The following is a 24,814-nucleotide window of genomic DNA, read 5'->3' on the forward strand; positions in this document are numbered from 1 at the left end:
CCCGAAAAAATCCAACCCCCCAAAACCCGTAGGGGCGCATCGCGTGCGCCCAACCCCCACCAAAAAACCCCAAAAAACCCCCCCCAAAACCCGTAGGGGCGCACCGCGTGCGCCCAACCCCCACCAAAAAACCCCCAAAAAACCCCAATCCCGTGATTAACCCGATTATTGCCGGCGGGCGAACGCAGTTCGATAAACTCACTGACCACAGTTCGCCCCTACAAAATCGACCCGCCTAAGGGCGGGAAAGAAAAGAAAAGAGAAAAAATAGGGAATGAGGGTAAAAGGGGAAAAAGGAAAAAGGGTTAGAGAGTTCTCCCGAATACGCAGACTACCCGAAAACCGTCGTCCCTGTAGCTGTCGGGGCGGTCGCTGCAGAGGCGTAAAGCAGAACGGCAGACATCCGGATTGCTGCACCAAGAACCGCCCCGCATAGGAGAACAATTATCATCCCCATTTTTTATCCAGACACTGCCATCCCTCGGCGCACGGTCATAATTATCGTGCCAGGTATCGGCGCACCATTCCCAGACGTTCCCGTGCATATCGTAGAGTCCGAAGGCGTTTGGGGGAAACTGTCCCACGGGAGTCGTTTCTTCTCGATATTCTCCCTTCGCTTCCCCGGCGTAGGTTTCGCTGGCACGGTAGTTGGCCAATTCCCCCGTAATGGTTTCCCCAAAGTAGAATGGGGTAGTGGTTCCAGCACGACAAGCATATTCCCATTCCGCTTCACTCGGTAGTCGGTATTCCCTTCCGGTCAGCTTCGATAATCTTGCACAAAATTCGATCGCATCGTACCAGTTGACTTGTTCGACGGGTAGCTCATCCCCTTTGAACTTAGAAGGGTTTGTCTCCAGGTCGATGTCTATTTTAGCGGTTGCGGCGATCGCTTTCCACTGGGACTGGGTGATGGGATAACGTCCCATGTAGAAAGAAGAAACGGTTACTCGATGTTGAGGTCTTTCCCATCTAAATCCGTCCAGGTTAAATTTTTTCACCAGTCTTTCGATTTCCTCATCTTCTGTTCCCATCAGGAAAGTTCCCCCCGGAATGGCAACCATTTCTAAGGTGATGTCGTTGCCCAGATCTTCCCTGAAATATTGGGACTGTTTCGACTCTTTTTTGATTTGCTCACCCTTCGCATTTACTCGCACGATCTCAAAGTTAAATACTGATAACAGTTGTTTTGGCTCTTCTGGTTCAAGCTTGAACTGATAGCCAATTGCTCTTTCTAGTTGCTCAAATCCGTCTTCTTCCCAATAATCAAGCCGGTGAATATCTCGCAGATTCAAGCCAACTTCTGACATTCGCAGATCAGGAATTTCGCATTCTTCTAACCTCATGGGAATAAAAAAAATTGTCCCCGGTAGCATCTCTCCGAAGGTATCAAGTGCAATCCTCAACTCCCGTTGGATGTATCCCTGTTTATTAGCCGATTTCCCTGACAGACAGGCGAGAAAAATCTGACTAGCTTTAATCGCTTTCGGAATTTCATCTCGCCAAATTTGACCCGGAATCAGGTCTTTTTTATCCAACCAAGGTTTATATCCCGCTTGCTTGAGGCGGTTATACAGTGCCAAAACTGCTGGTTTGTCCTCACTGGCATGGGCCAAGAAAATTTGGATCTCTGACTTTTTCATAACTTTTTCTTATGACCACAAGTAGGGGAGAGCCAGATTAACTGGCAGAAAATCTCTAAATAAACCATTTAATTGATTATTACTCATTCTTAATTCTCCTGTCTCGGAGTCTCCTAACTACTGATTCCTCACCAACCAGGACAATTTGGGATTTTTACAGCAAGTCCACTTTCTCACTTTCCCCACCCGCGACCTTTTTCCGTTAGATTATAAATGGATACAAAACTTAACATTTTATCCAGAATCTACCGAGAGGGCAGACCGTGCGGCCAGATACCCTAGAAAATAACCAGCATTCAGCCGATAATTCGCTAGTTCCCGAAATTATCGCACTTAATCCTGAAATTGAGCCAGAGAAAACCGAATACTCGCCAAAACCGACAAAAACCAACTCTTGGCTATCGGGAGGAAAGGGTTTATTTATCGGTGTGGGATTGGGGGTTTTATTGACCCTAGGGGCGACTCGTTTCGCTAATCGACCCCAAACAGCCCAAAACCCCAATACTCAGCCCGTAGCGGCAAAAAATGAGGCACCAGCACAAACAGTAACCACCACTAGGGTAGAATCCACTCCCGTGGCCCGCACCCTGAAAGCGACTGGAAGCGTGGCAGCCGATGAATTAATCCCGATTCTTTCCCAAGCGACAGGACTACAAATCAAAGAAATCTTTGTCGATGAGGGTGATATCGTTAGCCAAGGTCAAATTCTCGCTCGTCTCGATGATACCGTCCTACAAGCGCAATTAACCCAAGCACAGGCAAATGTCGCCCAATCACGAGCGCGTTTGGCAGAATTGCAAGCGGGTAGCCGTAAAGAGGAGATCGCTGGAGCTAAACAAACTATTCAACGCATAAAAGCCGAAATTAGTCAAGCTCGATCGGATTGGGATTTGGCTAAAAAACGGGTCCAGAGAAACCAAAGTTTAGAAGCGGAAGGAGCGATCGCCCGGGATCGTCTCGATGAAGTCCTCAACGAAGAAAGAAACAAAGCGGCGATCGTACAACAGACCCAATCTCGTTTAGGAGAAGCAGAGCAGCAACTGGCACAATTGCAAGCCGGCAATCGTCCCGAAGTGATCGCCCAAGCTACAGCCCAATTAGCGGAAGCTCAAAGCCGTTTAGCCATTGTTAAAGCCCAATTAAACGAGACGCGCCTGATTTCCCCGGTTAGTGGCAAAATTGCCGAAAGAAATGGCCGCATCGGGGATACCACCAACGGTCAAAATGCTCTCTTTAAAATCATCGAAAATGGGCGTTTAGAGCTAAGATTGCGGGTTCCTGAGAATCAATTGCCCTTAATCCGCGTCGGAGCGCCCGTTACTATCACTTCCGATGCTAATAGCAGTTTAAAATTATCGGGACAGGTGCGCGAAATTAATCCCATCGTCGATGAGGCATCCCGTCAGGCAACGGTTAAAGTCGATTTAACCGACAATACAGGGTTAAAACCGGGGATGTTTTTACGAGGTGCGATCGTGACAAATATTAGCAATAGTTTAACCGTCCCCATGACCGCGGTTTTACCTCAAAAAGATAATCAAGCTCTAGTTTATTTAGTGGAACCTGATAACACTGTTACCGCCAAAACTGTGCAATTAGGTCAAATTATGCCCAATAACCGCGTGGAAATTCTCACCGGTTTACAAGCGGGCGATCGCATTGTGGTCAAAGGGGCAGCCTATCTCGGTGATGGCGACAAAATTACGGCAATCAGCGATCAGTAATCAGTAATCAGTGATCAGTAAACAGTAATCAGTAATCAGTGATCGGTGAAAAGACAGTAGCAAACTGCCATTTGATCAGGCTCACTTAATATATACTGCTCACTCAAAACTTAAAACTTAAAACTCAAATCTGATAACTGATAACCGGTAACTGAAAACTCACATCTGGTAACTGATAACTTACCCACTGATAACTGATAACTGATAACTGATAACTGAAATTATGGCTTTTAATATTTCTAATTGGTCTATCAAAAATCCCATTCCGACGATCCTGATCTCCCTGGTTATGGCCCTAATGGGATACATTGCCTTTCTAGGATTAGGGATCGATCGCTCTCCTAATATTGACATTCCGGCCGTGATTATCACCGTTAATCAACCCGGCGCAGGTCCAGAGGAATTGGAAACCCAAGTCACCAAAAAAGTCGAGGATGCGGTGGCTGCTTTGGGTAATATCGATCAAATTACTTCTACCGTTAACGAAGGCAGCAGCACCACCACCGTTAACTTTATCCTCGGCACTAACAGCGATCGCGCTACAAATGATGTACGCAATGCCATAGCGCAAATTCGGCAGGATTTACCCCAAGATACTAATGATCCAATTGTCCAACGTTTAGAATTTGCCGGGGGTGCGGTGATGAACTACACCATCTCCTCCCCGAAAAGATCGATCGCCGAATTAAGTGATCTAGTTGATCGTCAAATTGGCCGCGCTTTAACGGGAGTGCCGGGGGTAGCACGAGTCGATCGCGTTGGGGGAGTCGATCGAGAAGTGCGTGTAGATTTAGATCCTGGCCGTCTGATCGCCTACGGTATCACGGCCACGGCAGTTAATGACCAAATTCGCAGTTTTAATATTAATTTACCCGGAGGGCGCTCGGAAATCGCCGGCAGTGAACAAACTGTCCGCACCCTCGGCAGCGCTGAAACGATCGAAGATTTAAGAAATTATCAAATCTCTTTACCTAACGGTGATAGCGTCCCCTTAAGCAATTTAGGGACAGTTAGCGATAGTTCCAGTGATCCTCGACAAATGGCCCTCTTAGATGGGCAGCCAGTGGTGGGTTTTTCGATTCTACGGGGGACTGGCAGCACCTTGGTGACGGTAGAAACAGCAGTGCGCCAAGAAATCGAGAATTTAAAGAAAAAACTCCCCGAAGATATTAAATTTCAATTAATTTTTACCCGTGCTGACTCAATTCGTGCTAGTTACGAAAGCCTTCTTAGCGATCTCCTGATTGGTTGTATGATGACGGTGATCACGGTAGGTCTATTTTTAGGCAATTGGCGCGCCACGATTATCACGGGTTTAGCCCTGCCTTTGTCCATTTTCCCGACTTTTTGGGTGATGCAGTCCCTGAATTATACCCTTAACGGCATGACCCTACTGGCGTTAGCTTTAGCTTTGGGTAATCTGGTGGATGATGCGGTGTGTATGGTGGAGGACATCGATCAACATTTAGCTATGGGTAAAAAACCCCTGCAAGCGGCCTTTGATGCCTCAAAAGAGATTGGATTAGCCGTTTTAGCCAGTGCAGCGGCAATTATGGCGGTATTCCTGCCGGTTGCTTTTATGGGCGGTGTGCCGGGGCAATTCTTTCAACCTTTCGGCGTTACGGTGGCGGTTTCTACCCTATTCTCCAGTTTGATCGCTGTCACCGTCACCCCGATGTTAAGTGCCTATATTTTACAGCCGAAAAAGCTGAAAACCGGTGATAGTAATCCCTCCTCGCGCCCCCGTTTTCGTCCCTACAAAAGTTTGTTAACTTGGGCTTTACGTCATCGAATCCTGACTTTATTGGCGGCTTTGGCCTTTTTTATCGGTAGTTTACAGTTAGTTCCCTTGATTCCAAAAGGGTTATTTAGTTCCGGGGATACTGGATTAAGTACCATAAGCCTAGAATTGCCTCCCGGTGCGACTTTGAATGATACTGTTGCCGTGGCCAATCAGGTGAATAGTTTACTGCAAAAAAATCCCGCCGTCGCTAATGTTTTGGCTATTCCGGGAGATTCGGGGCGGGTAAACACGGGGTTAATATATGTTAATTTAGTTCCTAAGGAACAGCGATCGCTAACTCAACGGCAATTTGAGGAACAAACCCGTCGGGATTTCCAGAAGATACCGGGGGCAAGAGTGACTTTTCGGGCGCAGGGGGGAGCAGGAAGTAGCAAAGATGTGGCTATTGTCCTAAAAAGTGAAAATGGCGATGTTTTAACCCAAACTGCCCAAAAATTAGAGCGAGAAATGCGGGCTTTACCCGGTTTTGTCGAGGTAAGTTCCGGGGTAAGTTTAGTTAAACCGGAGATTATTATTCAACCGGATCCTGTCCGGGCTGCTGATCAGGGAGTCTCGGTCAGAGCGATCGCCCGTACTGCATCTTTAGCTTTAATCGGCGATAATGAGTTTAATTTAGCTAAATTTAACCTTGCTGACCGACAAATTCCCATCCGGGTAAAAATTGCCAACGATGGACGCAGCGAGATAGAAACTCTGCAAAATTTGCGGGTTCCTAGCAGTAATGGGACGTTAGTACCGCTTAACTCGGTGGCGACAATTAGCTTAGGTAGTGGACCTGCGGAAATTCAACGCTTTAACCGTCAACGTCAGGTTAATATTGGAGCTAATTTAGAGGGAGTTTCTTTGGGAAGTGCGGTGACACAAATTCGCGCTTTACCAATCATGAAAAACTTACCCCCAGAGGTGACAGAAGAACCCTTTGGTGATGCTCGCATTATGCGCGATATCTTTGCTCGTTTTTTGGGGGCGTTAAGTTTAGCAATTATTTCTATCTATGGGATTCTGGTCTTGTTGTATAACAATTTTCTCTATCCCCTAGCGATTTTAACTTCCCTTCCTTTATCGATTGGTGGTACTTTAATCGCTCTTTTAATTACCCAAAAAGAGTTAGGTTTATACGCTTTAATTGGCATAGTTTTACTGATGGGGTTAGTCACTAAAAATGCGATTCTGTTAGTAGATTTTGCCCTGAGTGGTATTGAGTCAGGGAAACCGCAATTTAAGGCGATGATTGATTCGGGAGTCTCTCGTTTACGACCAATTATTATGACCTCCGTTTCCACTGTTGCCGGGATGTTACCGATTGCTTTAGCTTTGGGTGCAGATGGGGAAATTCGCGCACCGATGGCGATTGCTGTTATTGGTGGTTTTACCACTTCCACCCTATTAACTTTGGTGGTTGTGCCGGTAATCTTTACTTACATCGATAGTTTTTACTATTGGTTGCGGGGATTATTTGTTAAACAAAAACCCACATCGATTTAGTAGTAAAATATCTTGCTGAAAGCTTGAGAAAAAACCCAGAGAAACTAACCCATGAATCCCTTGACAGTCACACATCAAACTCTATCCCTTCCCCCCATGGGCTGCGGTACTTGGGCCTGGGGAAATCGTCTTCTCTGGGGTTACGATGAGAGTATGGATAGCCAGTTACAAGCGGTTTTTAATCTCTGCGTCGAGCGGGGTGTCACCCTATTTGATACGGGAGACTCCTACGGCACAGGCAAACTCAACGGACAGAGTGAGAAGCTATTAGGACGCTTTACAGGGGAATATAGCGGTTATAACGCTGATCATATCCGTATTGCCACTAAACTCGCCCCTTATCCTTGGCGTTTAACCCGTCATGCCATGGTGAAAGCTTGTCAAGCTTCGGCAACCAGACTAGGCCGCCCGGTGGATTTAGTGCAAATGCACTGGTCAACGGGCAATTATGCGCCATGGCAGGAGGGAGGATTATTAGACGGATTGGGGGATTGTCTGGAAAAGGGGTTAGTTAAAGGAGTCGGTTTATCCAATTTTGGACCGAAAAGATTGAAGTCTGCCTATCAAAAGTTTGCCAGTCGCGGCATTCCTATTACCAGTTTACAGGTACAGTATTCTCTCCTTTCTACCTATCCTCTCACTGACTTAGGATTAAAGGAACTATGTGATCAATTGGGCATTAAAATTATTGCCTATAGTCCCCTAGCTTTGGGGTTATTAACGGGGAAATATCGAGATAATAAAAACTTACCCCCTGGATTACGTCGCTTCCTTTTTGGTCAATTAATTCCCGCTATTTCTCCTCTGATTAGTTGCCTAGAAGTTATTGCCCAAGCTAAAAATAAAACTATTAGCCAAGTTGCCTTAAATTGGTGTATCTGTAAGGGAACAATTCCCATCCCCGGAGCTAAAAATGTTCGACAAGCTGAGGATAATTTAGGTGCTTTAGGATGGAGTTTAGACAGTGGGGAAATAGCAGAATTAGATAAAATTGCCGCAGGTTTAGATAAAAAAATGGTGCAAAATATTTTTCAAACTAAGTAGGGTTGGCTGAAAAAGTTTGTTGGTGGGGTGTGGGGTGTGGAACGAACCACAAAGACACAAAGGACACAAAGATTGATCGCTTATAAGTTAAACTGATCACACAAAGAATAAGAGGGACAATTTCCCCCCGATAAGTCCAAAGACCAGTACTTTTTGATGTCAAAAAAGCCTAAAGATATTATCCAACAAGGTTTTTAGATTTATTCAACAAACCCTATATAACCATTAAGATAACTGCTATAATTGAGTTCGCTCGAACAACAAGAGATAATAAAGATATAAAAAGTTTTACAAATAAATATTTCAAAATCTTGGTTACAGGGGTCAATTTATAGGAGGTATAGATAGCATATAGCTAAGGTTTGTTCCAGTTAAGAGAAATAAATTGTTGAGGAGTCAATTGGTTATGTTCGGTTCTCTTACTTTGGGAATAATAACCCCAGTAAAACACTTGTGAACAAGGCGGTTTTAACAATGACTCAACCTTATGAAATGCCCGATGAGCGGGAGGGTTCTACTATGGAATCATCAACGAATAAAGATGTGATCGAATTTGATCCCAATGCGCCTTTGGGAAGCGAAAATCAAGCCTTAGAAGTAATGGAAGCCTCCGAGTCGATCGATACGATCGGTATCACTCAAGATTGGTTTTCAGCCCAAGAAGAATTAGAACAGCGCCTCGGAGGCAGTGAAACCTTTACCGCCTCCCTATCCGAGTCGATTGCGGACTATGACACCGGAGGGGAACGTATTCTCGGCACTGGCATCGGTTTTCGTAGCGTCGGTGGACTGCTTACCCCCGATGTGACTCTGAAAGTTTACGTCAGCGAAAAAGTGGCCGGGACAATTGCCGCTAGTGCTTTTGCCGCCGTACCCACCTCGATCGGGGGTATGCCTGTGGAAATAGAAGAAGTGGGCGAGATCGTCACCCAGTTATATAATCGTCGTTATGCGCGCCCAGTTCGTTGTGGTGTCTCCATCGGTCATCCGCAAGTAACCGCGGGGACTCTTGGCTGTCTGGTAGTGCTACGCAATAATAAGCTGTGCCTGTTGAGTAATAACCACGTCATCGCCAATTCCAACAACGCCCGTATCGGCGATCCGATTATCCAGCCCGGACGGGTTGATGGTGGGGTTGTCCCCGGCGATCGAATCGCCCTCTTGGAAAATTTTGTCCGGGTCAACTGTCCGGGCCCTAACTTGGTAGATGCGGCCGTTGCTTGGACAGCTTTTAGTTTTGTCGATCCGCGTCATGTCAGCTACACCCTCAATCCTACACCGATCGCCGCCCGCCTAGGTATGACGGTGAAGAAAAATGGTCGGACAACCCAAGCAACTATCGGCACGATTACCGATATTAACGTCAACATCTCCGTCGGCGGCTACTCCTGCGGTGCCGCCCAATTCCGCAATCAGATCGGCATCCGTGGCATCGGCGGCAATCCTTTTAGTCGCGGTGGGGACTCTGGTTCACTGATCGTGACGGCAAACAGCAATCAACCGGTCGCCCTCCTCTTTGCAGGACGAACAGACAACAGTATCACCTTTGCTAACCCGATCGGATCCGTGATCTCGCAACTTTCGATTCAGAGATTTGTCAACAGTCGCTAATTCCCCCTCAAGTTTTCCTCTGGCCAATCTCCACACCTGATCGCCGAATCCTAGAGGCGATCGGGTGTTGTTTCAGCTAAAATTTATTTGTCGCCGACCATCGATTTAATAGAGGTAACACCAATGAAAAATTATACTCAGGAACAGTTGTTGGCTTTGCGTGACAGCCAAGAAGCTTGGTTGATGGCTCAACCCGGTGTAACTGGCACCGGAATCGGTCTAGATGCCAGAGGGCAGCTGGTGTTACGCATCTTCACCAAAGGCATTTCTGCCAGCACACGCCAGTCTATTGCCGGGCAACTCCCCCATGTTCCCCTTGACTGGGAAGAAGGAGATGTAATCGCTTATTAAAGCCAGCGAGTGCCTGATGGCAAAATAACAGCGATCTTCAACTGTCTTGAGAGACCAATTTTAAGCTAGGACGGGGTTGGATTGTTCCCCCGTAAGCGACGGCAGTGTGAGGAGATAGGACAAGATGAGGAGATACACCCAGGGAAATTCGATAGATTTCCCCAGCTTTATCCATTAATTGCTGTTTAACTGGCTCTTTCGGCAAATTGTGCCGCCAAGCTAGGGGAATCCCCCCGATACCGTTGTACAATCCCGCCCAAATTCCCGCTAAAGTGCTAGTTAATTGCCGTTGATAGGGACTAGAATTAGCGCGACGCACGCTCACGGCGAAATCCTCGCTCGTTTGCAGAAAGGTATAGAGAGAAGCTGCGATCGCAATTCCTAAAGGTGAGATATCTTTCGCCCAAGCCGATAAAATGGACTCTAAGGGATGATTTTGCCCTAAAGCTGACTGAATCTGCTCTAATAGCTTATTCTTGGGGTTAATAGTTAGTAATTGCCCCATTAACTGATTTAAAGGCCTTTTTCCCTGTAATAACAGACCCACTGCCTCTCCCCAAATTATCGCTTCTTGTCGGGTTAACTCGGAAATTAAGCCCTTTTTTAGCCAAAAATTTAATCTAGCTTGCCAACGTTCCCCATGGTCAGGCCAGGTTAAAATCTCCGGCAACAGCACAAATAATAACGCCGATTCCGACTGCTGCTTGGCTGCGATCGCAAGGGAAAAATCCTCCTGAGATTGCAGAGCTTGCAAAAGCAGGGTCGTCCTCGGTGTAGCCTCATAGTTAAAGGCTGGTATTAGGGGTTGATTATGCAAGGATTCCCCAATATATGCCCCGATTAACCCTCCCTGAAGGCGATCGAGGGGTGAAAAGACCTTTTGCATAAATTAGCTCAATTTGCCCGGTAGGTGACTTCCCCGACTTTGCCCGGTTGCCCTAGTTGTTTAGCATTGGCGTTATTAACAGCAACGTAAACCCCGCCGGCATTACCCGCTCTCACGGTTAATTCTCGGTTTGCTTGCCAAGTGCGATGGGTTCCCTGGGGCAGCACACCCTCAAATTCTGTCTTCCCATCCACCACCACCCGCAGCCAGCAGTCATCCTCCAGTTTTACCCCCACCACCAGCTGCTGATTATTACTGGTTTTGTTGGCTACCGGTTGAAGGGGATTGCTTTTCCGTTGGACAATTTGCTGTTGTGGCAAGGAAGGCGGCGGTAAGCGATTCGATTGCAGTACCGATTTTTGCAGGACGTGGGATAGGGTTTGTACGGAACCAATAACTAAGATTAAATAGAGAAAATAGAGATGAATCGGGCGAATTTGAAGACTTGGCAGCGATAAAGACGGTTTTGTTCCCCTAAAAAAGTTATTGACCTTGGTGGGAAAACGTCGGCTAATCGTCTCACCATCCAGGGACAGACTATCGGCAAATTGTTTGATTAACCAACGAATATAAATCGGTTCGGGCAATGCCTCCAAATCCCCCGCTTCCAACGCTTCTAGGCGATGGCGCGGGATTAGGGTTTTCTGGGCAATTTCCTCGAGAGAAAGGGACTGTTCTAGGCGATTTTTTTGCAAATAAACGCCGATTTCCAGTAATTTGGTTCGCTGTTTACGCTGGGGGTCGAGTTGTGATTGGAGAAGGCGAAACATATCGCTATTAGGGCTGACTTTCAGCTTAGTTAATCTGGTTCTTTAAATATTTCAGTTCATCAAGGGTTAAAAAACGGTAATCACCCAAGGGTAAGGGGGAATTATTACCAGAGTTTAGTTGAATACGACCGATGGCACTGCGATGAAGTTTCAGGACGCGATAGCCTAACTCTTCGGCTACAGAGCGAATCTGCCGATTTCTTCCCTCCACTAAAATAACTTCTAGTAGGGTTTTTTGGTCGGTTTGCTTGAGTATCTCAACCTGTGCGGGTAAGGTTTTTTTTCCCTCTAAGAGGATACCTTCTCGCCAACGCTGGAGAGCAAGTCTATCAATCGCACCATCTAGCCAAACCCGATAGGTTTTGGGCAAATGATAACGGGGATGGGTGAGGGTGAGGGTCAGTTGACCGTCGTTGGTGAGGAGTAAAGCCCCAGTGGTGTTGATGTCCAACCTGCCTACGGGATGTAACCCTGTCTCGCTGGCGAGGGAGTCGGGCAAAAGGTCGATTACCGTCGGCCGGTTTTGTGGATCCTTACAGGTAGAAACCACACCAATGGGTTTGTTGATCAGTATATACAATCTTTTGGGACGATTGGCCGGTTCAATTTTTTTTCCGTCTATCTCTAGGTGATCTTTTTCGGGGTCGGCTTTTTCTCCTAACTGCACGATTTTGCCATTCCGTCTCACCCGGCCGGCTACGATCATCTCCTCCGCCCTTCTTCGGGAGGCAATTCCCCACTGGGCAAGGATTTTCTGGACTCTCTCCGCCATTTTTTTTTAGTTTTTAACCCTTTCTATCTCCTATTATAGGCATCCTAAAAGGGTTTTTTCGCCCAAATAGTGAAGAAAAACCGAATATCTCCGGCTGCCTCTTTGATTTTTTTTCTTTGAAAACTTCTCAAAAAAAAGAGGAGTAATCCCTTGACTTGGGCGGCGGCTTCGGTTATACTTTTCTTATAATGGAAATCTGTGCGTTTTTTAGTGAACTCTGCCACTCCATTATATATAAAGTCTTATAAAAATATTATTGCAAAAAGCCGTGAAAAAAGCAAGCAAAATTTTGCCGACAATTGTTAAAAAAGTCGGGCTAATTTTTTTTACGGGGGGATATGACTTTAAACGGGTTATTTCTCGGTTATCCAAGCGGTAAACTTTGATTGATGATAAATTGGGGACGTAAGCGACGGAGTTTGCGTCTCTTTGTTATAATTCAAAGGCTAGGCTATAATAACTCTTCATAAACACCGATAATTTTAGTCAAAGATGTAAAAAAATGAATATTCAACTCGTGGAATCTCTAGTTAATGCAATTAAATCCTTGTCCCTAGAAGAACAAGAATTGTTAGGAAAAAAACTCAAAGATCACCCCTCTTGGGAAATTGCATTAGAACGAATTGACGCAACTCGAAAAGCCATTTATGAACGTCGTCAGGGAAAACCATTTAAAACCGATGTTACTGAAATTATTCATCAAATGAGAGAAGAAAGAGATCGGCAATTGATGGAAGAAATTGTGAGTGAATAGAGAAAATAATGACTAATACATTTATCTGTGTTGATTCTAGTTTTATAGTTCGTTTAACAACGGTTGAACCTTCTGTAACAATGTACAGTCAACTCTGGCAAAAATGGATGACCGAGGAAAATTTAGTGATTGCACCAACTTTATTATGTTACGAAGTCACTAACGTATTTTATCATCTGAAAAAAGCTGGTCAAATTTTGGAGACGGAAGCGCAAACCCTCCTTACAGAAGTCTTAGATTTACCTATTCAGTTTCATGGAGATCATTACCTCCATTACCAAGCAATAGAAATTTCGCAAACCTTGAATCTTCCTGCTACTTATGATGCCCATTATCTAGTATTAGCTCAACGATTTCAAGCAAATTTATACACTAGCGATAAACGCTTATTTAACAGCGTTAAATCTTCTCTAAGTTGGGTTCATTTGGTTGAAGTGTAGATTTTTATTTCTCTCTCAATAGCTTTAGTTTTATTTAACCTGACTAGGCAGTATGCTTAGAAAAGCACAAAAGTCGAGCTAGTTTTGCTTACGGGGGGATATGACTTTAAACGGGTTATTTCTCGGTTATCCAAGCGGTAAACTTTGATTGATGATGAATTGGGGACGTAAGTGACGGAGTTTGCCTCTCTTTGTTATAATTCAAAGACTAGGCTATAATAACTCTTCATAAACACCGATAATTTTAGTCAAAGATGTAAAAAAGTAAGAGCATTATTGTGATAGGGTGTAATTAGTATAATTAAAGTAAAAATTATTCCAATGTAGCCATGATTAAAAATATTAATGTAACTGGACTTAAATCTGAACAAATTCAGCAGATACAGGTACTTATTGCTGCATTTAAAGCTCAAAATCAACTCAGTAAAAGGGAAACTGAAATTGATATGATTGAATACCTATTGGAAAATCCTATAGAGGTTGATAATTTAGAATTTATGAAACGAGAAGAAATTTATGACAGAATTTAAAAATCATAGTTGTTTTGTTGATTCTAATATTTGGCTTTATGCTTTTTCCACTGATAAAAAAGAAGAAACTAAAAGAATATTAGCGAAACAATTAATTAAAGAAAAGTCCATCATTATCAGTACCCAAATAATTAATGAGGTTTCTTGTAATTTACTTAAAAAGCATAAGCTTGATGAAAAACAACTGTTTAAATTAATTATTTCCTTTTGAAAATATCAAGTTATATCATTTAATCTTGATATTTTTGAATCTGCATCTAATCTGAGAACTCAATATCATCTATCATTTTGGGATAGTTTGGTGATTGCTTGCGCTTTATTTTCTGATGCAAATATTTTGTATTCAGAAGATATGCAGGATGGTTTAACTATTAATAAAAAATTCACTATTATTAATCCCTTTAAGCAATAAAATTATTTTACTGGTTAATGATGATAAATTTAGCATTAACTAGGTGATATTCGTACCAATGCAGCTAGTTTAATCATTGCTAAATATTCCTCTGGGGGAAATTTTAAATAAACCTATTAACGGATCAGATTCATTATTATCTTGAGGAGTTTTGGCAAGTATTAAAACTTCAAACACCTCACCCACATTTAATTCAGGGGTGGCAATTTCAATCTTATTACCGGGTAAAACCTGAGTGCTTATATATAAAGTATCTCCTGTCATTTTTTTAACAGATAAATAGTAGAAGTCATGACCAAATCTTCTTAACCAGAACTAACTTAGCTGACAATTAATTCTTTGTACCAATGCCATCACACAAATGCCTATCCTCCTCCCTGACACCAGAATTAGGGTTGTGCAAATAAACCCGCACCCAATCGCAACTACGCCCCATTAAATCACTTAAACCCCAGTCTGTCCCAAGATTCCAGAGTTTGATAGTGTTGTCCCAACTACCGCTCACCAAAGTCTTGCCGTCGGGACTAAAATTAACGCTTCGGACAGAGTTATCATGCCCCTTGAGGGTGCGAATTTCTTGGCGTTTTTCTACATTCCAGAGTTTGATAGTTTTGTCATCACTACCGCTCACCAAAGTCTTGCCGTCGGGACTAAAATTAACGCTTCTGACAGGGCCATCATGCCCCTTGAGGGTGCGGATTTCTTGGCGTTTTTCTACATTCCAGAGTTTGATAGTCTTGTCATAACTACCGCTCACCAAAGTCTTGCCGTCGGGACTAAAATTAACGCTTCTGACACGGCCATCATGCCGCTTGAGGGTGTGGATTTCTTCGCCTGTCTCTACATTCCAGAGTGTGATAGTCTTGTTATCACTACCGCTCACCAAAGTATTGCCGTCGGGACTAAAATTAACGCTTCTGACACGGTCATGATGCCCCTGGAAGCCATGGAAGGTGGGGATTTCCTTGCCTGTTTTTACATTCCAGAGTTTGATAGTCCCGTCCCAACTACCGCTCACCAAAGTCTCGCCGTTGGGACTAAAATTAACGCTTCTGACAAGGCCATTATGCTCCTCGAAGGTGTGGATTTTTTTGCCTGTTTTTACATCCCAGAGTATGATAGTTTTGTCATCACTACCGCTCACCAAAGTATTGCCGTCGGGACTAAAATTAACGCTTCTGACAGGGTAATCATGCCCCTTGAGGGTGCGGATTTCTTCGCCTGTTTCTACATTCCAGAGCTTGATAGTCCCGTCATCACTACTGCTCACCAAAGTCTTGCCGTCGGGACTAAAATTAACGCTATAGACAGGGCCATTATGCCCCTTGAGGGTGCGAATTTCTTGGCCTGTTTTTACATTCCAGAGTTTGATAGTTTTGTCCCGACTACCGCTCACCAAAGTCTTGCCGTCAGGACTGAAACTGACACTAATAACGTGCCAAGTCCGTATCTTTGAAATACTTGTGAAATCAGAGTTTTGAAAAAGTCGCACACGGTGTTACTTTTATTTACCCCATTCCGACTCACAATAATCAAACCTTCTTTTGTTTTCTTCATACTCCTCAACCGTTCCATAACCTTGTTTCCAATTCCTATCTCTTAGGAGTTGGTAACACATTCTCCCTCTCTCATGAATTTTGCTTGTCCTCGCTTGTTCTTTCGCGGACTCTACTTGTTCTTTCGCGGACTCTATCTCGTACTCTAGTTGTCGTTCAAGGTTATTTATTTCTTTTCGCTTTTCGGCGTTCTGCCATTGAATCAATATACCCAAAGCTAAAATCAAAATCGAACCTCCTGCTAGTACATAAACATAAACAGTCTGTCGTCTTACACGTTCTCGCCGCCTTTGTTCTTTGTCTCGCAGTTTTACACTTACTTGGATATAAAATAGCTCCCCTTCGCTCAAATCCTCTGGACGTTGTTTCAGCTTCTCTTCTGCCTCCGCCAACGCTGTACCCCGCAACAATCTGCTTTCATCCCATCCAGTTACGTCTCCATTTTCTATCTGTTGCCATTGATACATTCCTGCCCTTAATCGCTCTTGCCAAGCGCGAAAAACCCGGTCTGTGTCCATCCAGCCCCGCAATTCCCCCCAATTGCGAATCAGTGCTTCATGCACCACTTCCACCGTCTCCACCTGTGCCTCTTCACTGCGACTGGTGACAACTAAACGCGCATCCGCCAGTTGTTTCACCAGCGCCCAATTTACCGCCCCTAATTCCGCTTTTGTCGCCAGCCGCCGCGTATCTTCTGTGCCTTCCCCTGGGCGTACCAATTGGATGAAAATGCGCCGCACCTCTTTCCGTTGCGCCTCACTCAGCTTGTCATATTCTTCATTGGCATGGCGGGCCAAAGCACCCTGCACTTGGCCAATTTCTGTATATGCCAGATGGGTTAATTCTTTGCCCTGTCGCCGCTGCCACAATTCCGTCAAAGCAAACTCTAGTAATGGCAAATTCCCCGGCTCACTCTCCACATCATCGAGGATGCGTTTCACCAGTCCCGCTTCCAATGTCACCCCCAATTTTTGCGCCGGTTTTTCAATAACTTCTGTGAGTTCTTCTCGGTTCATCGGCCCCAATTTCAAGTCGGTATTTTGCAAGACATCAGCAAAGGGACGATAGGAAAGAGCATTCCCCAAGAAATCCGCCCGCATCGTTAATACCAACACCATTCCTACCCTTTCAAAAGGGGATGTAGTTAATTTATCGAGAAAATTACGACGGATTGTTTCATCAGGACAGAGGGTATAAAGTTCCTCAAATTGGTCGGCAATTACCAGCACCCGTTCACTGGGATAATTCTGTTGGATTTGGGCAACAACGTCAGCTAAAGAAATATCGCCATCACGCAAATAATTGGCTAACTGACGCGCTTGGGCGAGGCGTTCTGTCTCATTTAAATTAGTTGTATAAAGGGGAACTAATGCTAAAGCTAGGGCATGAAAAGGGTCAGAACCGGGACGAAAATGGGTAAACTGCCAGTGACCTTCTTGTTGCAATTTGGGGACTAATCCCGCAAAAACTACCGAGGATTTACCACTTCCCGACGCACCTAATAGGGGGATGAAATTACGGGTTTGGGTTGCCTGAAATAGGTTTGTGATAAAGCTTTTGCGCCCAAAAAAGTATTCTGCATCTCCTGGCCCAAAATGAAACAAGCCACGATAGGGACAGGGCAGTTTATCATCGGCAACATCGGCAGAATCAGCAGGTGCTATTCTTGCTTCTTCTCGATAATAGTAATTGGTAATCGTGATGGTTGCATTGCCAGTCCCAGAGGCAGCAGCATATTGAGCTTCTGTAATATTTTGTTGAATTTCGCTTGGTTCTGACATATCAACCATCCTGATTAATTAAAATACAGTCTCAGTCATCCTTAGATGTGCCATGCTCGGTGATGCCGCTAATACTAGCATTACCCGTGCCAGAGGTAGCAGCATATTTAACATTACTGATATTTTGGGTGATAATTTGTTGTCCACCGGGTTGTTCTTGGAGCTTGTCTAGTAAATCTTGGGCTAATTTAGTGATTTCATTATCTTTATCAACCCCGGCTTCGACAATTTTATCTTTTAACAAACCTTCAGCTTTCTTGATATCCTCTGGTTTTGCCTCTACCATTGCCTGTGCTAAAGCATCATTAGCAAACTTACGCTTAATCAAGGTTTTCAAACCTTGATATGTATCTTTAACGCCTTTTTCCGCCGTATCTTTAGCCGCAGCAACCGCACCGGCAGTCAAGGCCGTGATAATCAGAGAAACTGGTTCCATTGTTTGATACTCCCAATACAATATTGCTGATTCAATCTTAGATCAAATCAGTTTTTAATAGTAAGCCAAACCGCAATCAGCTAGAGAACTGGAATTTCACGGCCAAGGCACTAAACCTTAAAATTATTACTATGTAGGATTTGCTGAATAAATGTGAAATGTAGGCAAGGTAGGGGCTTTCTGGCTTTTCTCTGGAAACAGGTGCAAGATTTTGAGAGAATCGTGCTTCAAAACCTTGCGTCTTCATCGGCCCGCGTCCTGTAGGGGCGAAGCATTCGGGCAATAACCTATCGATGAAACCGTAGATTTTCTATCCGAATGCTTCGCCCGTACTTTTTGCCGCAAACCCTATATAAGAATCGTAGCTAAAAAAGCCAAACTACGGTTTTCCCTGTGGATGGGGTTTATCAGTTATGGGATTTGAGTTTTCAATTCACTGTTTACTGAACAATGAAAAAAGCTCCCTGATTATCGCCGATGATACCAACGGGTAAATAATTTTTCTAACTCCACCCAAACGAATAATAAGGTACTAAATCCCAAACAGATTAATAATTCTTCTTTAGTTAAAAATTGAGTGCCGAAAAAATCCCGCAGAGCAGGAACATAGATTAACATCAGTTGAAAAATTGTCGTCAGGGTTACTGCTACCCAGAGATAGGGATTAGTCAAAGGATTCATTTCTATGGTAAGATGATCGCTCGATCGCACGGAAATGGCATGACCCATCTGAGCTAAACAGAGAGTAGTAAAAACCATAGTTTTCCATGAACCAGTATTACCAAAAAGTGGATCCAAGCGCACAGCGATTAACATTTGAGTGATATTAATAATCGAAAAAATAATCCCAATTCTCACAATATAACTGCCCAAACCGCGAGCAAAAATACTTTCTTGGGGACTAAAAGGAGGGCGACGCATAATATTAGGAGAAGCGGGTTCCACTGCCAAAGCTAACGCGGGTAAACCATCAGTAACTAAATTCATCCAGAGAATTTGTAGGGGAGTGAGAGGAGTAGCTAAACCCAAAAGAGGCGAAGCAGCGATAGTAATCACTTCCCCGATATTACTGCCGAGAATATATTTAATAAAACTGCGAATATTGTTATAAACCACTCGCCCTTCTTCCGTGGCAGCGACGATGGTGGCAAAATTATCATCAAGGAGAATCATATCACTAGCCTCTTTGGTGACATCGGTGCCGGAGATTCCCATGGCAATGCCGATATCTGCTTGTTTCAGGGCCGGAGCATCATTAACCCCATCTCCGGTCATAGCGACAAATTTACCCTTTTTTTGCAAGGCGCGGACAATAGTTAATTTATGTTCGGGGGAAACACGGGCATAGATGTTAGTTTTGTCAATGATGTTTTCTAGCTGAATTGGTGATAATTTATCTAATTCTTGCCCTGAGATGACTAAAGCTCCCGCTTGGGCAATACCAAGACTTTTAGCCACCGCTAGAGCGGTTAATTGATGATCGCCGGTGATCATGATCGGACGGATTCCCGCTTCTCGACACCTAGCCACGGCGATTTGTACCTCCGGTCGCGCTGCGTCGATCATACCGACCATTCCTAACCAAATTAGCTCATCTTCGCTGATTTCAGTTGATTCTGGCGGATAAATTAGTGTTTTATAGGCTAATCCTAAGACTCGTAAACCCCTGTTAGCCATAGCATTGTTAGCGACTAAGACTTTTTCTTTTTGCCTATCCCCAAAAGGAAGACTTTCTAATCCCGATTGGTAGGAGAGACACTGTTCAAGGATTAATTCCGGGGAACCTTTGGTAAATAGTACGCGATTGACTCCTTGACAAATGACCGACATTCGCTTTCTTTGGGAAGAAAAAGGGATTTCAGCGATTCTAGGGAACTCTTGCTTGGTTAGGGATAAATTTAAGCCCGCTTTCGCCCCTAAAACTAATAAGGCTCCTTCCGTGGGATCGCCTAAAATGCTATCGTGACCGTTATCGAGGTCTAAACTGGCATCGTTGCAGAGGATACTGGCAATTAAAAGACGATGTAATTCTAGATCGGTTTTGGGATCGATCGCCCGTTGCTTGGAGTCTAAAAATTGTCCTTTTGGGCTATATCCTTCCCCAGTAACTAAAAAACTGCGATTAACTGTCTCTATCTCGCGTACAATCATTTTATTTTCCGTTAGCGTCCCGGTTTTGTCGGAACAGATCACATTAACGGAACCAAGGGTTTCTACTGCCGGCAGTTTACGAATCAAGGCCTGACGTTTGACCATGCGTTGGGTACCTAGGGCGAGAGTTAGGGTGATAACTGCGGGTAATCCTTCGGGAACGACGGCTACTGCCATACTAAGGGAAACTTCGACTAATTCCTCTAGGGCCGACCAACCGGCATTGATCAGGCCGATGGTAATAGTCAGGGCCACTAGAATGAGAGAACCAGCAACAAGGACATTGCCCAAGTGAGTCATTCTTTTTTGGAGAGGAGTGGGTTCATTGCCGACTGTTGCTAACATTTGAGCGATTTTGCCTAATTCCGTTGTCATCCCCGTACTGGTAACGATGACCTTGGCCCGGCCTTGCAGTACCTCTGTTCCAGTAAAGACAAAATTTAAGCGATCGCCAAGGGGAGTATCCCTGTCTAAGGGGTCAATGGAGGCGGATTTATTAACACTATTTGCCTCTCCTGTCAAGGCCGATTCGCGAATTTGCAGGTTAAAAGCTTCGATAATTTGGCCGTCGGCGCTGATTTGGGTTCCCGCTTCAATCAGCATGATGTCCCCGGGGACGAGATTAACCGCATCTATTTCTGTGCGTTGACCCTCGCGAATAACATTAACTTGGGGAGAGGAAAGTTTTTTTAAAGCGGCCAGAGCTTTTTCGGCGCGACTTTCTTGCAGATAGCCGAGGATGCCATTGAGGATGACAATTGTTAAGATAGCGATCGTATCTTTGAAGGGAACACCAATTTTAGCCAGATGACCGCGCTGCAATTCCAGTAAATCCAGTCCTCCGGAAATTATGGCCACGGCAATTAAGAGGAGGAGCATAATATTGGTAAACTGATCTAGGAGAATTTGCCAATTACTGCGCCCTGGACGTTCTTTTAGTTCATTTTTGCCATAATATTTAATTCTTTCGGCGATTTGCTCCCTATTGAGGCCATTAACAGCCGAACTACCGAGGATAGATAGGGTTGTTTCCACCGGATAGGTATGCCAAGGTTGTTGCAAGTTAAGGCTAGAATGGGCAGAATAGTCGGCATTAGCGGCCATGGCAAGTGAAGATAGTTGATCTAAATAGATCTTAGCCGTTTCTTTCCCTGGTAACAGGAAAAAACAAATGTTTAAACTGGCTCTTCCTGCTCATAGACAGTCTTAACGAGTAATGTAGATAAGTAGCTGGTTATAATTAAATTGAAGATAGATCCCCCCTTAATCCCCCCTTGATAAGGGGGGTGCCGATCCCCCCTTAATCCCCCCTTGATAAGGGGGGTGCCGATCCCCCCTTAATCCCCCCTTGATAAGGGTGGTGTCTGAAAGTTTTTAACATCTACCTACTTAGTCAACAGCTTAGTAGGGCAAAGTAAACCAAAATTGTGAACCTTTTTCGTCATTATTCATAATGCCAATTTCCCCTCCGTGAGCATGGATAATTTGACGACATAGATATAAACCTAGTCCTAAACTAATCTGATTATTATTATTGCCTCGTTGATAGCGATCAAATAATTGTTTTCTCTGGGTTTCGCTAATTCCCACCCCATTATCGGCAATGCTACACCGGAGATAATTGCCCTCTAGTCTAGCCGAGAAAGTGATAATTATCCCCTGGGGATTGTGTTTAAGGGCATTGGCTAATAAATTCTCAAAAACTCGCCAGAGATGGTGAGCATCGGCATTAACTAAGGGTAAATCGGGGGAAAAATTATTAATTAAAGTTGCTTGATTTTCCTTTAATCTTAACTCCCATTCCTGACCGATCTGTTGACCAATTTCGTAGAGAGATAAAGGATTTAGTTCTAGGGAAACTCCCCAAAGATCATTTTGTCGGGTTTCGACAAGAGAATCAATTAAAGTTAATTGTCGATCGCAACTGTCGGCCATCTGTTGTAAAATCTTCCGGGATACTTCTTTAGTTTCTCCCTGAGAATTTTTAATTAAATTATTTAAGATCATTAACATCCCGATCACGGGATTGCGGAGATCGTGAGAGACAGCATGAAGATAAATTTCTAAAGTTTCCTCAGTTTTTTGACGTTCTTTAATTTCGTTTTGTAGTTGTTTTTTTTGACGGCAAATAGTTAATTGATTTTCAATGCGGGCCATGACTTCTTCCCCTTGAAAAGGTTTAGAAATATAATCAACACCTCCCACTTGAAAAGCTTTGACTTTATCGAAGACATCATCAAGAGCGCTGATAAAAATCACGGGAATTTCTCTGGTTTTTTCATCAGCTTTTAACTGTTCACAAACTTGATAACCATTGAGATCGGGCATATTAATATCAAGGAGAATCAGATCGGGAATTAGCGATCGCACTGTATTCAGGGCCATCTGTCCATTAATCGCTTTCCGTACCTGATATCCCTTCTCGGTGAGCATAATCGACAATAGCCGCACATTATTGGGCAAATCATCGACAATTAAGACACTAGGGCGCGGTGTGAGTTGAGTCATGCCTGTTATTTTATAACTCAAACTATTTAGTAAAAGTGTATAAAAAAACAGACGCGACACTCGCATCTGTTACAAAATTAACTATATTTTGAGGACAAGAACATCTAAGGACTTTCACCACCCACAGCGATACCAGTACCATAAATCTGAGCATTTGTCAAGTTAATTCTCTCCATTGATGCACCCGTCACATCAGCATCATAAATCACCGCGCTGGTGAAATTGACTCCATCGAGATCAGCTTGATTCAAACTGGCATTAGTCAGAAAAGCTGCGGTTAAATTTGCGCCTTCTAGGTTAGCATCGGTCAAATCTGCGCCCTCTAAGTTAGCTTCCTCCAGATTAGCTCCCTGTAAATTCGCTTTTCTCAAATCGGCACCGATTAGATGCGCCCCTCTTAAATCTGCACCACGGAGATCACAGCCCGGACATTCCCGCGTATTCAATAACTCTTGTACCTGTTGGGGATTTTCCGCACCGACGGGGTTAATCAGCAGTAAGGAGGCTAGGGAACCTAGAACAATCATTAAAGTCCTTTTCATCTTTTTCGCCTCCTCTTTCGTTTTCCTCTCTACTTTTAGGATAGGAAAAAAGCTGCTAACCAACTTCCCCCGATCGGGCTAATTCTCCTGTTATCTCACTTTTGCTTGCTTTTGCTAGTCGATCTCTCCTTTCATTACCGTTGCGATCGCTGCTCGGGCATTTTCCTTAAATTCCTTGACATCGACGCGACTTAATAACCAAACTGCTAGGATCATTCCCAGTGCTTGCACAAGGAAAACTAAGCCATAGGCTAAAACCGGGCTAGAAAAGACAACTTTACCGATATTTAAAATCGTACCGCCTAAAACCGTGGCTAATCCCCGGGCGATCGCTTGGGATAATCCCCAAGCGCCGATAAAAGTTCCTGCGGTTTCGGCTGCGGTTAAATCTAACATTAAACTGGTAGCCCCGGCGGTAATCATTCCCGAAGCTAAACCGAAAAAGAGCAAGCTTGATTTTAATAAACTTTGATTAGCAGAAAAGCCGGCAAAAATCAAGAGAATAAAACAAATTGTTGCAAAAATACAGCCATATTTAGTGGTTTTTTGTTTACCGATGCGGGGAATGAGCATAAATCCCGTGGCGGCAATACCAAAAAGGGTTCCGGTTCCCCAAAAAGCGTTTAATTGGGTGGTTTGGGCGATACACATCCCAAAAACCTCGCCCCCAAACGGTTCCATAATTGCATCCTGCATAAATAAACTCAAAGTCATCATCAGCAGAAAGGTGAAAAATAAACCGGTTTGCCGACTAGCGGTGAGAACCTGTAACGCATCTTTAAAGGTAATTTGATCCTCTCTTTGCACGAGAGTGGACCGACTACTAAAACGAGAATATTTTTTTTCTACGCCAAAAGTCGCTAAAATACAAAGACCAAAAACGATAGCGGGCATAATCGTGAACACGGGGTTAATTGTCGCCTGTAGTTGCGGAATATTGGCTATAGGGGCTGATTGAGTCGGATCATAGGTCAAAATATTTGTACCGCAGATATTGGGAGTATCCAGCAAACGAGAACTAACGATCGCCCCGACGACAATTCCCACCATCAGCATTGACCAAACTATAGCAACTAATTGCGATCGATTATCTTCATCGGACACATCCACCAAGAGGGCAGCAAAAGGGGTGGAACTGGCGCTTAAAGCGAGTCCGTAGAGGGCGAAAATTAAGGCTAAGAGGGCAATCCAAGCGTAGGAAATGGTATTCCATCCCGAAGTTTGAATACTAAGTCCCAATTGCCAGACTACCTGCAAAGCAATAAAAGCTAAAGCGGTAAAAACTGCCGCCCCAATCCAGACATAACCGCTGCGATGATGACCTAAAATAGTTTTACCGTCGGATCTTTGCCCAAACCAGATGCGTGCTGGACTAACAAACTGGTGCATAGCGATCGCAGCTGCGGCGAGAAAGGGTAAAACTTTTAACTCATCGATCATAATCCGATTGAGAACCCCCAAAGTCAGCAGAGACATAATACCTAGTCCCATCTGAAAGAGTCCTAAGCGAAACATGGTGAAAAGTCCCAGTTTTGGCAGGGGTTTTGGGGATGAGTGAGTAGAATGGGGAATATCGCTGGTAGCCATGGTTAAATCAATACAAAAAAAGCCAGTATT

At 44.2% G+C, this 24,814-nt stretch carries 19 protein-coding genes and 2 pseudogenes; 9 read left to right on the forward strand and 12 right to left on the reverse strand.

What is annotated here, in order from left to right; genetic code table 11:
• Together IM450_RS04730 and IM450_RS04735 are read right to left on the reverse strand one after the other, a co-directional pair.
• Window positions 1-209 (reverse strand): hypothetical protein (locus IM450_RS04730; RefSeq protein ID WP_287720591.1); only part of this gene is annotated, 209 nt, incomplete at its 3' end.
• Between the two features lie 96 nt (window positions 210-305).
• Window positions 306-1,640 carry an SUMF1/EgtB/PvdO family nonheme iron enzyme gene (locus tag IM450_RS04735; RefSeq protein ID WP_287665064.1) on the reverse strand — a complete coding sequence of 445 codons (1,335 nt, stop codon included), beginning with the start codon at window positions 1,638-1,640 and terminating at the stop codon, window positions 306-308.
• A gap of 263 nt (window positions 1,641-1,903) precedes the next feature.
• Here IM450_RS04735 and IM450_RS04740 point away from each other — a divergent pair, with 263 nt between their 5' ends.
• The 5 genes from IM450_RS04740 to IM450_RS04760 all read left to right on the forward strand — a co-directional run bounded on the left by IM450_RS04740 (window position 1,904) and on the right by IM450_RS04760 (window position 9,659).
• Complete coding sequence (locus IM450_RS04740) at window positions 1,904-3,364, forward strand: efflux RND transporter periplasmic adaptor subunit (RefSeq protein ID WP_287665067.1); 1,461 nt, start codon at window positions 1,904-1,906, stop codon at window positions 3,362-3,364.
• A gap of 223 nt (window positions 3,365-3,587) precedes the next feature.
• Window positions 3,588-6,653 carry an efflux RND transporter permease subunit gene (locus IM450_RS04745; protein ID WP_287665070.1) on the forward strand — a complete coding sequence of 1,022 codons (3,066 nt, stop codon included), beginning with the start codon at window positions 3,588-3,590 and terminating at the stop codon, window positions 6,651-6,653.
• Between the two features lie 51 nt (window positions 6,654-6,704).
• On the forward strand, window positions 6,705-7,697 hold the full coding sequence (locus IM450_RS04750; RefSeq protein WP_194013350.1) for an aldo/keto reductase: 993 nt from the start codon (window positions 6,705-6,707) through the stop codon (window positions 7,695-7,697).
• 474 nt (window positions 7,698-8,171) lie between these two features.
• A complete protein-coding gene (locus tag IM450_RS04755; protein ID WP_287665074.1) occupies window positions 8,172-9,308 on the forward strand; it encodes a hypothetical protein in 1,137 nt (378 codons plus the stop codon).
• 123 nt (window positions 9,309-9,431) lie between these two features.
• Window positions 9,432-9,659, forward strand: a complete 228-nt coding sequence (locus IM450_RS04760; protein WP_002803885.1) for a hypothetical protein — start codon at window positions 9,432-9,434, stop codon at window positions 9,657-9,659.
• A 37-nt stretch (window positions 9,660-9,696) separates the two neighbouring features.
• On the opposite strand, the gene IM450_RS04765 is transcribed toward IM450_RS04760, so the two are convergent.
• Genes IM450_RS04765 through IM450_RS04775 form a run of 3 tightly spaced genes read right to left on the reverse strand, consistent with a single transcriptional unit; the run spans window position 9,697 to window position 12,087 of the window.
• Window positions 9,697-10,545: a hypothetical protein gene (locus IM450_RS04765; protein WP_287665078.1), complete on the reverse strand. Its 849-nt coding sequence runs from the start codon at window positions 10,543-10,545 to the stop codon at window positions 9,697-9,699.
• Window positions 10,546-10,553: 8 nt separating this feature from the next.
• Complete coding sequence (locus IM450_RS04770; RefSeq protein ID WP_287665081.1) at window positions 10,554-11,315, reverse strand: helix-turn-helix domain-containing protein; 762 nt, start codon at window positions 11,313-11,315, stop codon at window positions 10,554-10,556.
• Window positions 11,316-11,340: 25 nt separating this feature from the next.
• Entirely contained in the window at window positions 11,341-12,087 is a 747-nt protein-coding gene (locus IM450_RS04775; protein ID WP_002803891.1) for a pseudouridine synthase, read from the reverse strand.
• 502 nt (window positions 12,088-12,589) lie between these two features.
• Here IM450_RS04775 and IM450_RS04780 point away from each other — a divergent pair.
• From IM450_RS04780 to IM450_RS22660, 4 genes and pseudogenes are all read left to right on the forward strand, one after another.
• Complete coding sequence (locus IM450_RS04780; protein ID WP_008205084.1) at window positions 12,590-12,841, forward strand: hypothetical protein; 252 nt, start codon at window positions 12,590-12,592, stop codon at window positions 12,839-12,841.
• A gap of 8 nt (window positions 12,842-12,849) precedes the next feature.
• A complete protein-coding gene (locus IM450_RS04785; protein WP_287665087.1) occupies window positions 12,850-13,281 on the forward strand; it encodes a type II toxin-antitoxin system VapC family toxin in 432 nt (143 codons plus the stop codon).
• A 329-nt stretch (window positions 13,282-13,610) separates the two neighbouring features.
• Window positions 13,611-13,811, forward strand: a complete 201-nt coding sequence (locus IM450_RS04790; RefSeq protein ID WP_287720593.1) for a hypothetical protein — start codon at window positions 13,611-13,613, stop codon at window positions 13,809-13,811.
• Window positions 13,798-14,223, forward strand: a pseudogene (locus tag IM450_RS22660) (PIN domain-containing protein). The gene IM450_RS04790 and the pseudogene IM450_RS22660 overlap by 14 nt, the downstream one beginning before the upstream one ends.
• Before the next feature lie 69 nt (window positions 14,224-14,292).
• Here the strand turns inward: IM450_RS22660 and IM450_RS04800 are convergent.
• From IM450_RS04800 to IM450_RS04835, 7 genes and pseudogenes are all read right to left on the reverse strand, one after another.
• Window positions 14,293-14,487 (reverse strand): hypothetical protein, encoded by a 195-nt coding sequence (locus tag IM450_RS04800; protein WP_079209040.1) that lies wholly within the window; start codon window positions 14,485-14,487, stop codon window positions 14,293-14,295.
• Between the two features lie 67 nt (window positions 14,488-14,554).
• Window positions 14,555-17,560: pseudogene (locus IM450_RS22665) on the reverse strand (nSTAND1 domain-containing NTPase).
• Between the two features lie 31 nt (window positions 17,561-17,591).
• Window positions 17,592-17,996 carry a hypothetical protein gene (locus IM450_RS04815; RefSeq protein WP_287665097.1) on the reverse strand — a complete coding sequence of 135 codons (405 nt, stop codon included), beginning with the start codon at window positions 17,994-17,996 and terminating at the stop codon, window positions 17,592-17,594.
• A 468-nt stretch (window positions 17,997-18,464) separates the two neighbouring features.
• The gene (locus IM450_RS04820; protein ID WP_287665100.1) at window positions 18,465-21,251 is read right to left on the reverse strand and encodes a cation-translocating P-type ATPase; all 2,787 of its coding nucleotides are present in this window, start codon (window positions 21,249-21,251) and stop codon (window positions 18,465-18,467) included.
• A 297-nt stretch (window positions 21,252-21,548) separates the two neighbouring features.
• A complete protein-coding gene (locus IM450_RS04825; RefSeq protein WP_287665103.1) occupies window positions 21,549-22,655 on the reverse strand; it encodes a hybrid sensor histidine kinase/response regulator in 1,107 nt (368 codons plus the stop codon).
• Between the two features lie 104 nt (window positions 22,656-22,759).
• Window positions 22,760-23,197 (reverse strand): pentapeptide repeat-containing protein, encoded by a 438-nt coding sequence (locus IM450_RS04830; protein WP_002803909.1) that lies wholly within the window; start codon window positions 23,195-23,197, stop codon window positions 22,760-22,762.
• Window positions 23,198-23,311: 114 nt separating this feature from the next.
• The gene (locus IM450_RS04835; RefSeq protein WP_002803912.1) at window positions 23,312-24,784 is read right to left on the reverse strand and encodes a BCD family MFS transporter; all 1,473 of its coding nucleotides are present in this window, start codon (window positions 24,782-24,784) and stop codon (window positions 23,312-23,314) included.
• Between the last annotated feature and the right edge of the window lie 30 nt (window positions 24,785-24,814).

The sequence above is a fragment of the Microcystis sp. M083S1 genome (assembly GCF_020246405.1).
Taxonomy (GTDB): domain Bacteria; phylum Cyanobacteriota; class Cyanobacteriia; order Cyanobacteriales; family Microcystaceae; genus Microcystis; species Microcystis aeruginosa_C.

What these genes read in the sequence shown, in the direction of transcription:
- IM450_RS04735 (WP_287665064.1), bottom strand. Translation starts at nt 1,640, where the DNA reads ATGAAAAAGTCAGAGATCCAAATTTTCTTGGCCCATGCCAGTGAGGAC.
- IM450_RS04760 (WP_002803885.1), top strand. Translation starts at nt 9,432, where the DNA reads ATGAAAAATTATACTCAGGAACAGTTGTTGGCTTTGCGTGACAGCCAA.
- IM450_RS04750 (WP_194013350.1), top strand. Translation starts at nt 6,705, where the DNA reads ATGAATCCCTTGACAGTCACACATCAAACTCTATCCCTTCCCCCCATG.
- IM450_RS04800 (WP_079209040.1), bottom strand. Translation starts at nt 14,487, where the DNA reads ATGACAGGAGATACTTTATATATAAGCACTCAGGTTTTACCCGGTAAT.
- IM450_RS04770 (WP_287665081.1), bottom strand. Translation starts at nt 11,315, where the DNA reads ATGTTTCGCCTTCTCCAATCACAACTCGACCCCCAGCGTAAACAGCGA.
- IM450_RS04830 (WP_002803909.1), bottom strand. Translation starts at nt 23,197, where the DNA reads ATGAAAAGGACTTTAATGATTGTTCTAGGTTCCCTAGCCTCCTTACTG.
- IM450_RS04815 (WP_287665097.1), bottom strand. Translation starts at nt 17,996, where the DNA reads ATGGAACCAGTTTCTCTGATTATCACGGCCTTGACTGCCGGTGCGGTT.
- IM450_RS04835 (WP_002803912.1), bottom strand. Translation starts at nt 24,784, where the DNA reads ATGGCTACCAGCGATATTCCCCATTCTACTCACTCATCCCCAAAACCC.
- IM450_RS04785 (WP_287665087.1), top strand. Translation starts at nt 12,850, where the DNA reads ATGACTAATACATTTATCTGTGTTGATTCTAGTTTTATAGTTCGTTTA.
- IM450_RS04790 (WP_287720593.1), top strand. Translation starts at nt 13,611, where the DNA reads ATGATTAAAAATATTAATGTAACTGGACTTAAATCTGAACAAATTCAG.
- IM450_RS04765 (WP_287665078.1), bottom strand. Translation starts at nt 10,545, where the DNA reads ATGCAAAAGGTCTTTTCACCCCTCGATCGCCTTCAGGGAGGGTTAATC.
- IM450_RS04780 (WP_008205084.1), top strand. Translation starts at nt 12,590, where the DNA reads ATGAATATTCAACTCGTGGAATCTCTAGTTAATGCAATTAAATCCTTG.
- IM450_RS04825 (WP_287665103.1), bottom strand. Translation starts at nt 22,655, where the DNA reads ATGACTCAACTCACACCGCGCCCTAGTGTCTTAATTGTCGATGATTTG.
- IM450_RS04755 (WP_287665074.1), top strand. Translation starts at nt 8,172, where the DNA reads ATGACTCAACCTTATGAAATGCCCGATGAGCGGGAGGGTTCTACTATG.
- IM450_RS04775 (WP_002803891.1), bottom strand. Translation starts at nt 12,087, where the DNA reads ATGGCGGAGAGAGTCCAGAAAATCCTTGCCCAGTGGGGAATTGCCTCC.
- IM450_RS04820 (WP_287665100.1), bottom strand. Translation starts at nt 21,251, where the DNA reads ATGGCCGCTAATGCCGACTATTCTGCCCATTCTAGCCTTAACTTGCAA.
- IM450_RS04745 (WP_287665070.1), top strand. Translation starts at nt 3,588, where the DNA reads ATGGCTTTTAATATTTCTAATTGGTCTATCAAAAATCCCATTCCGACG.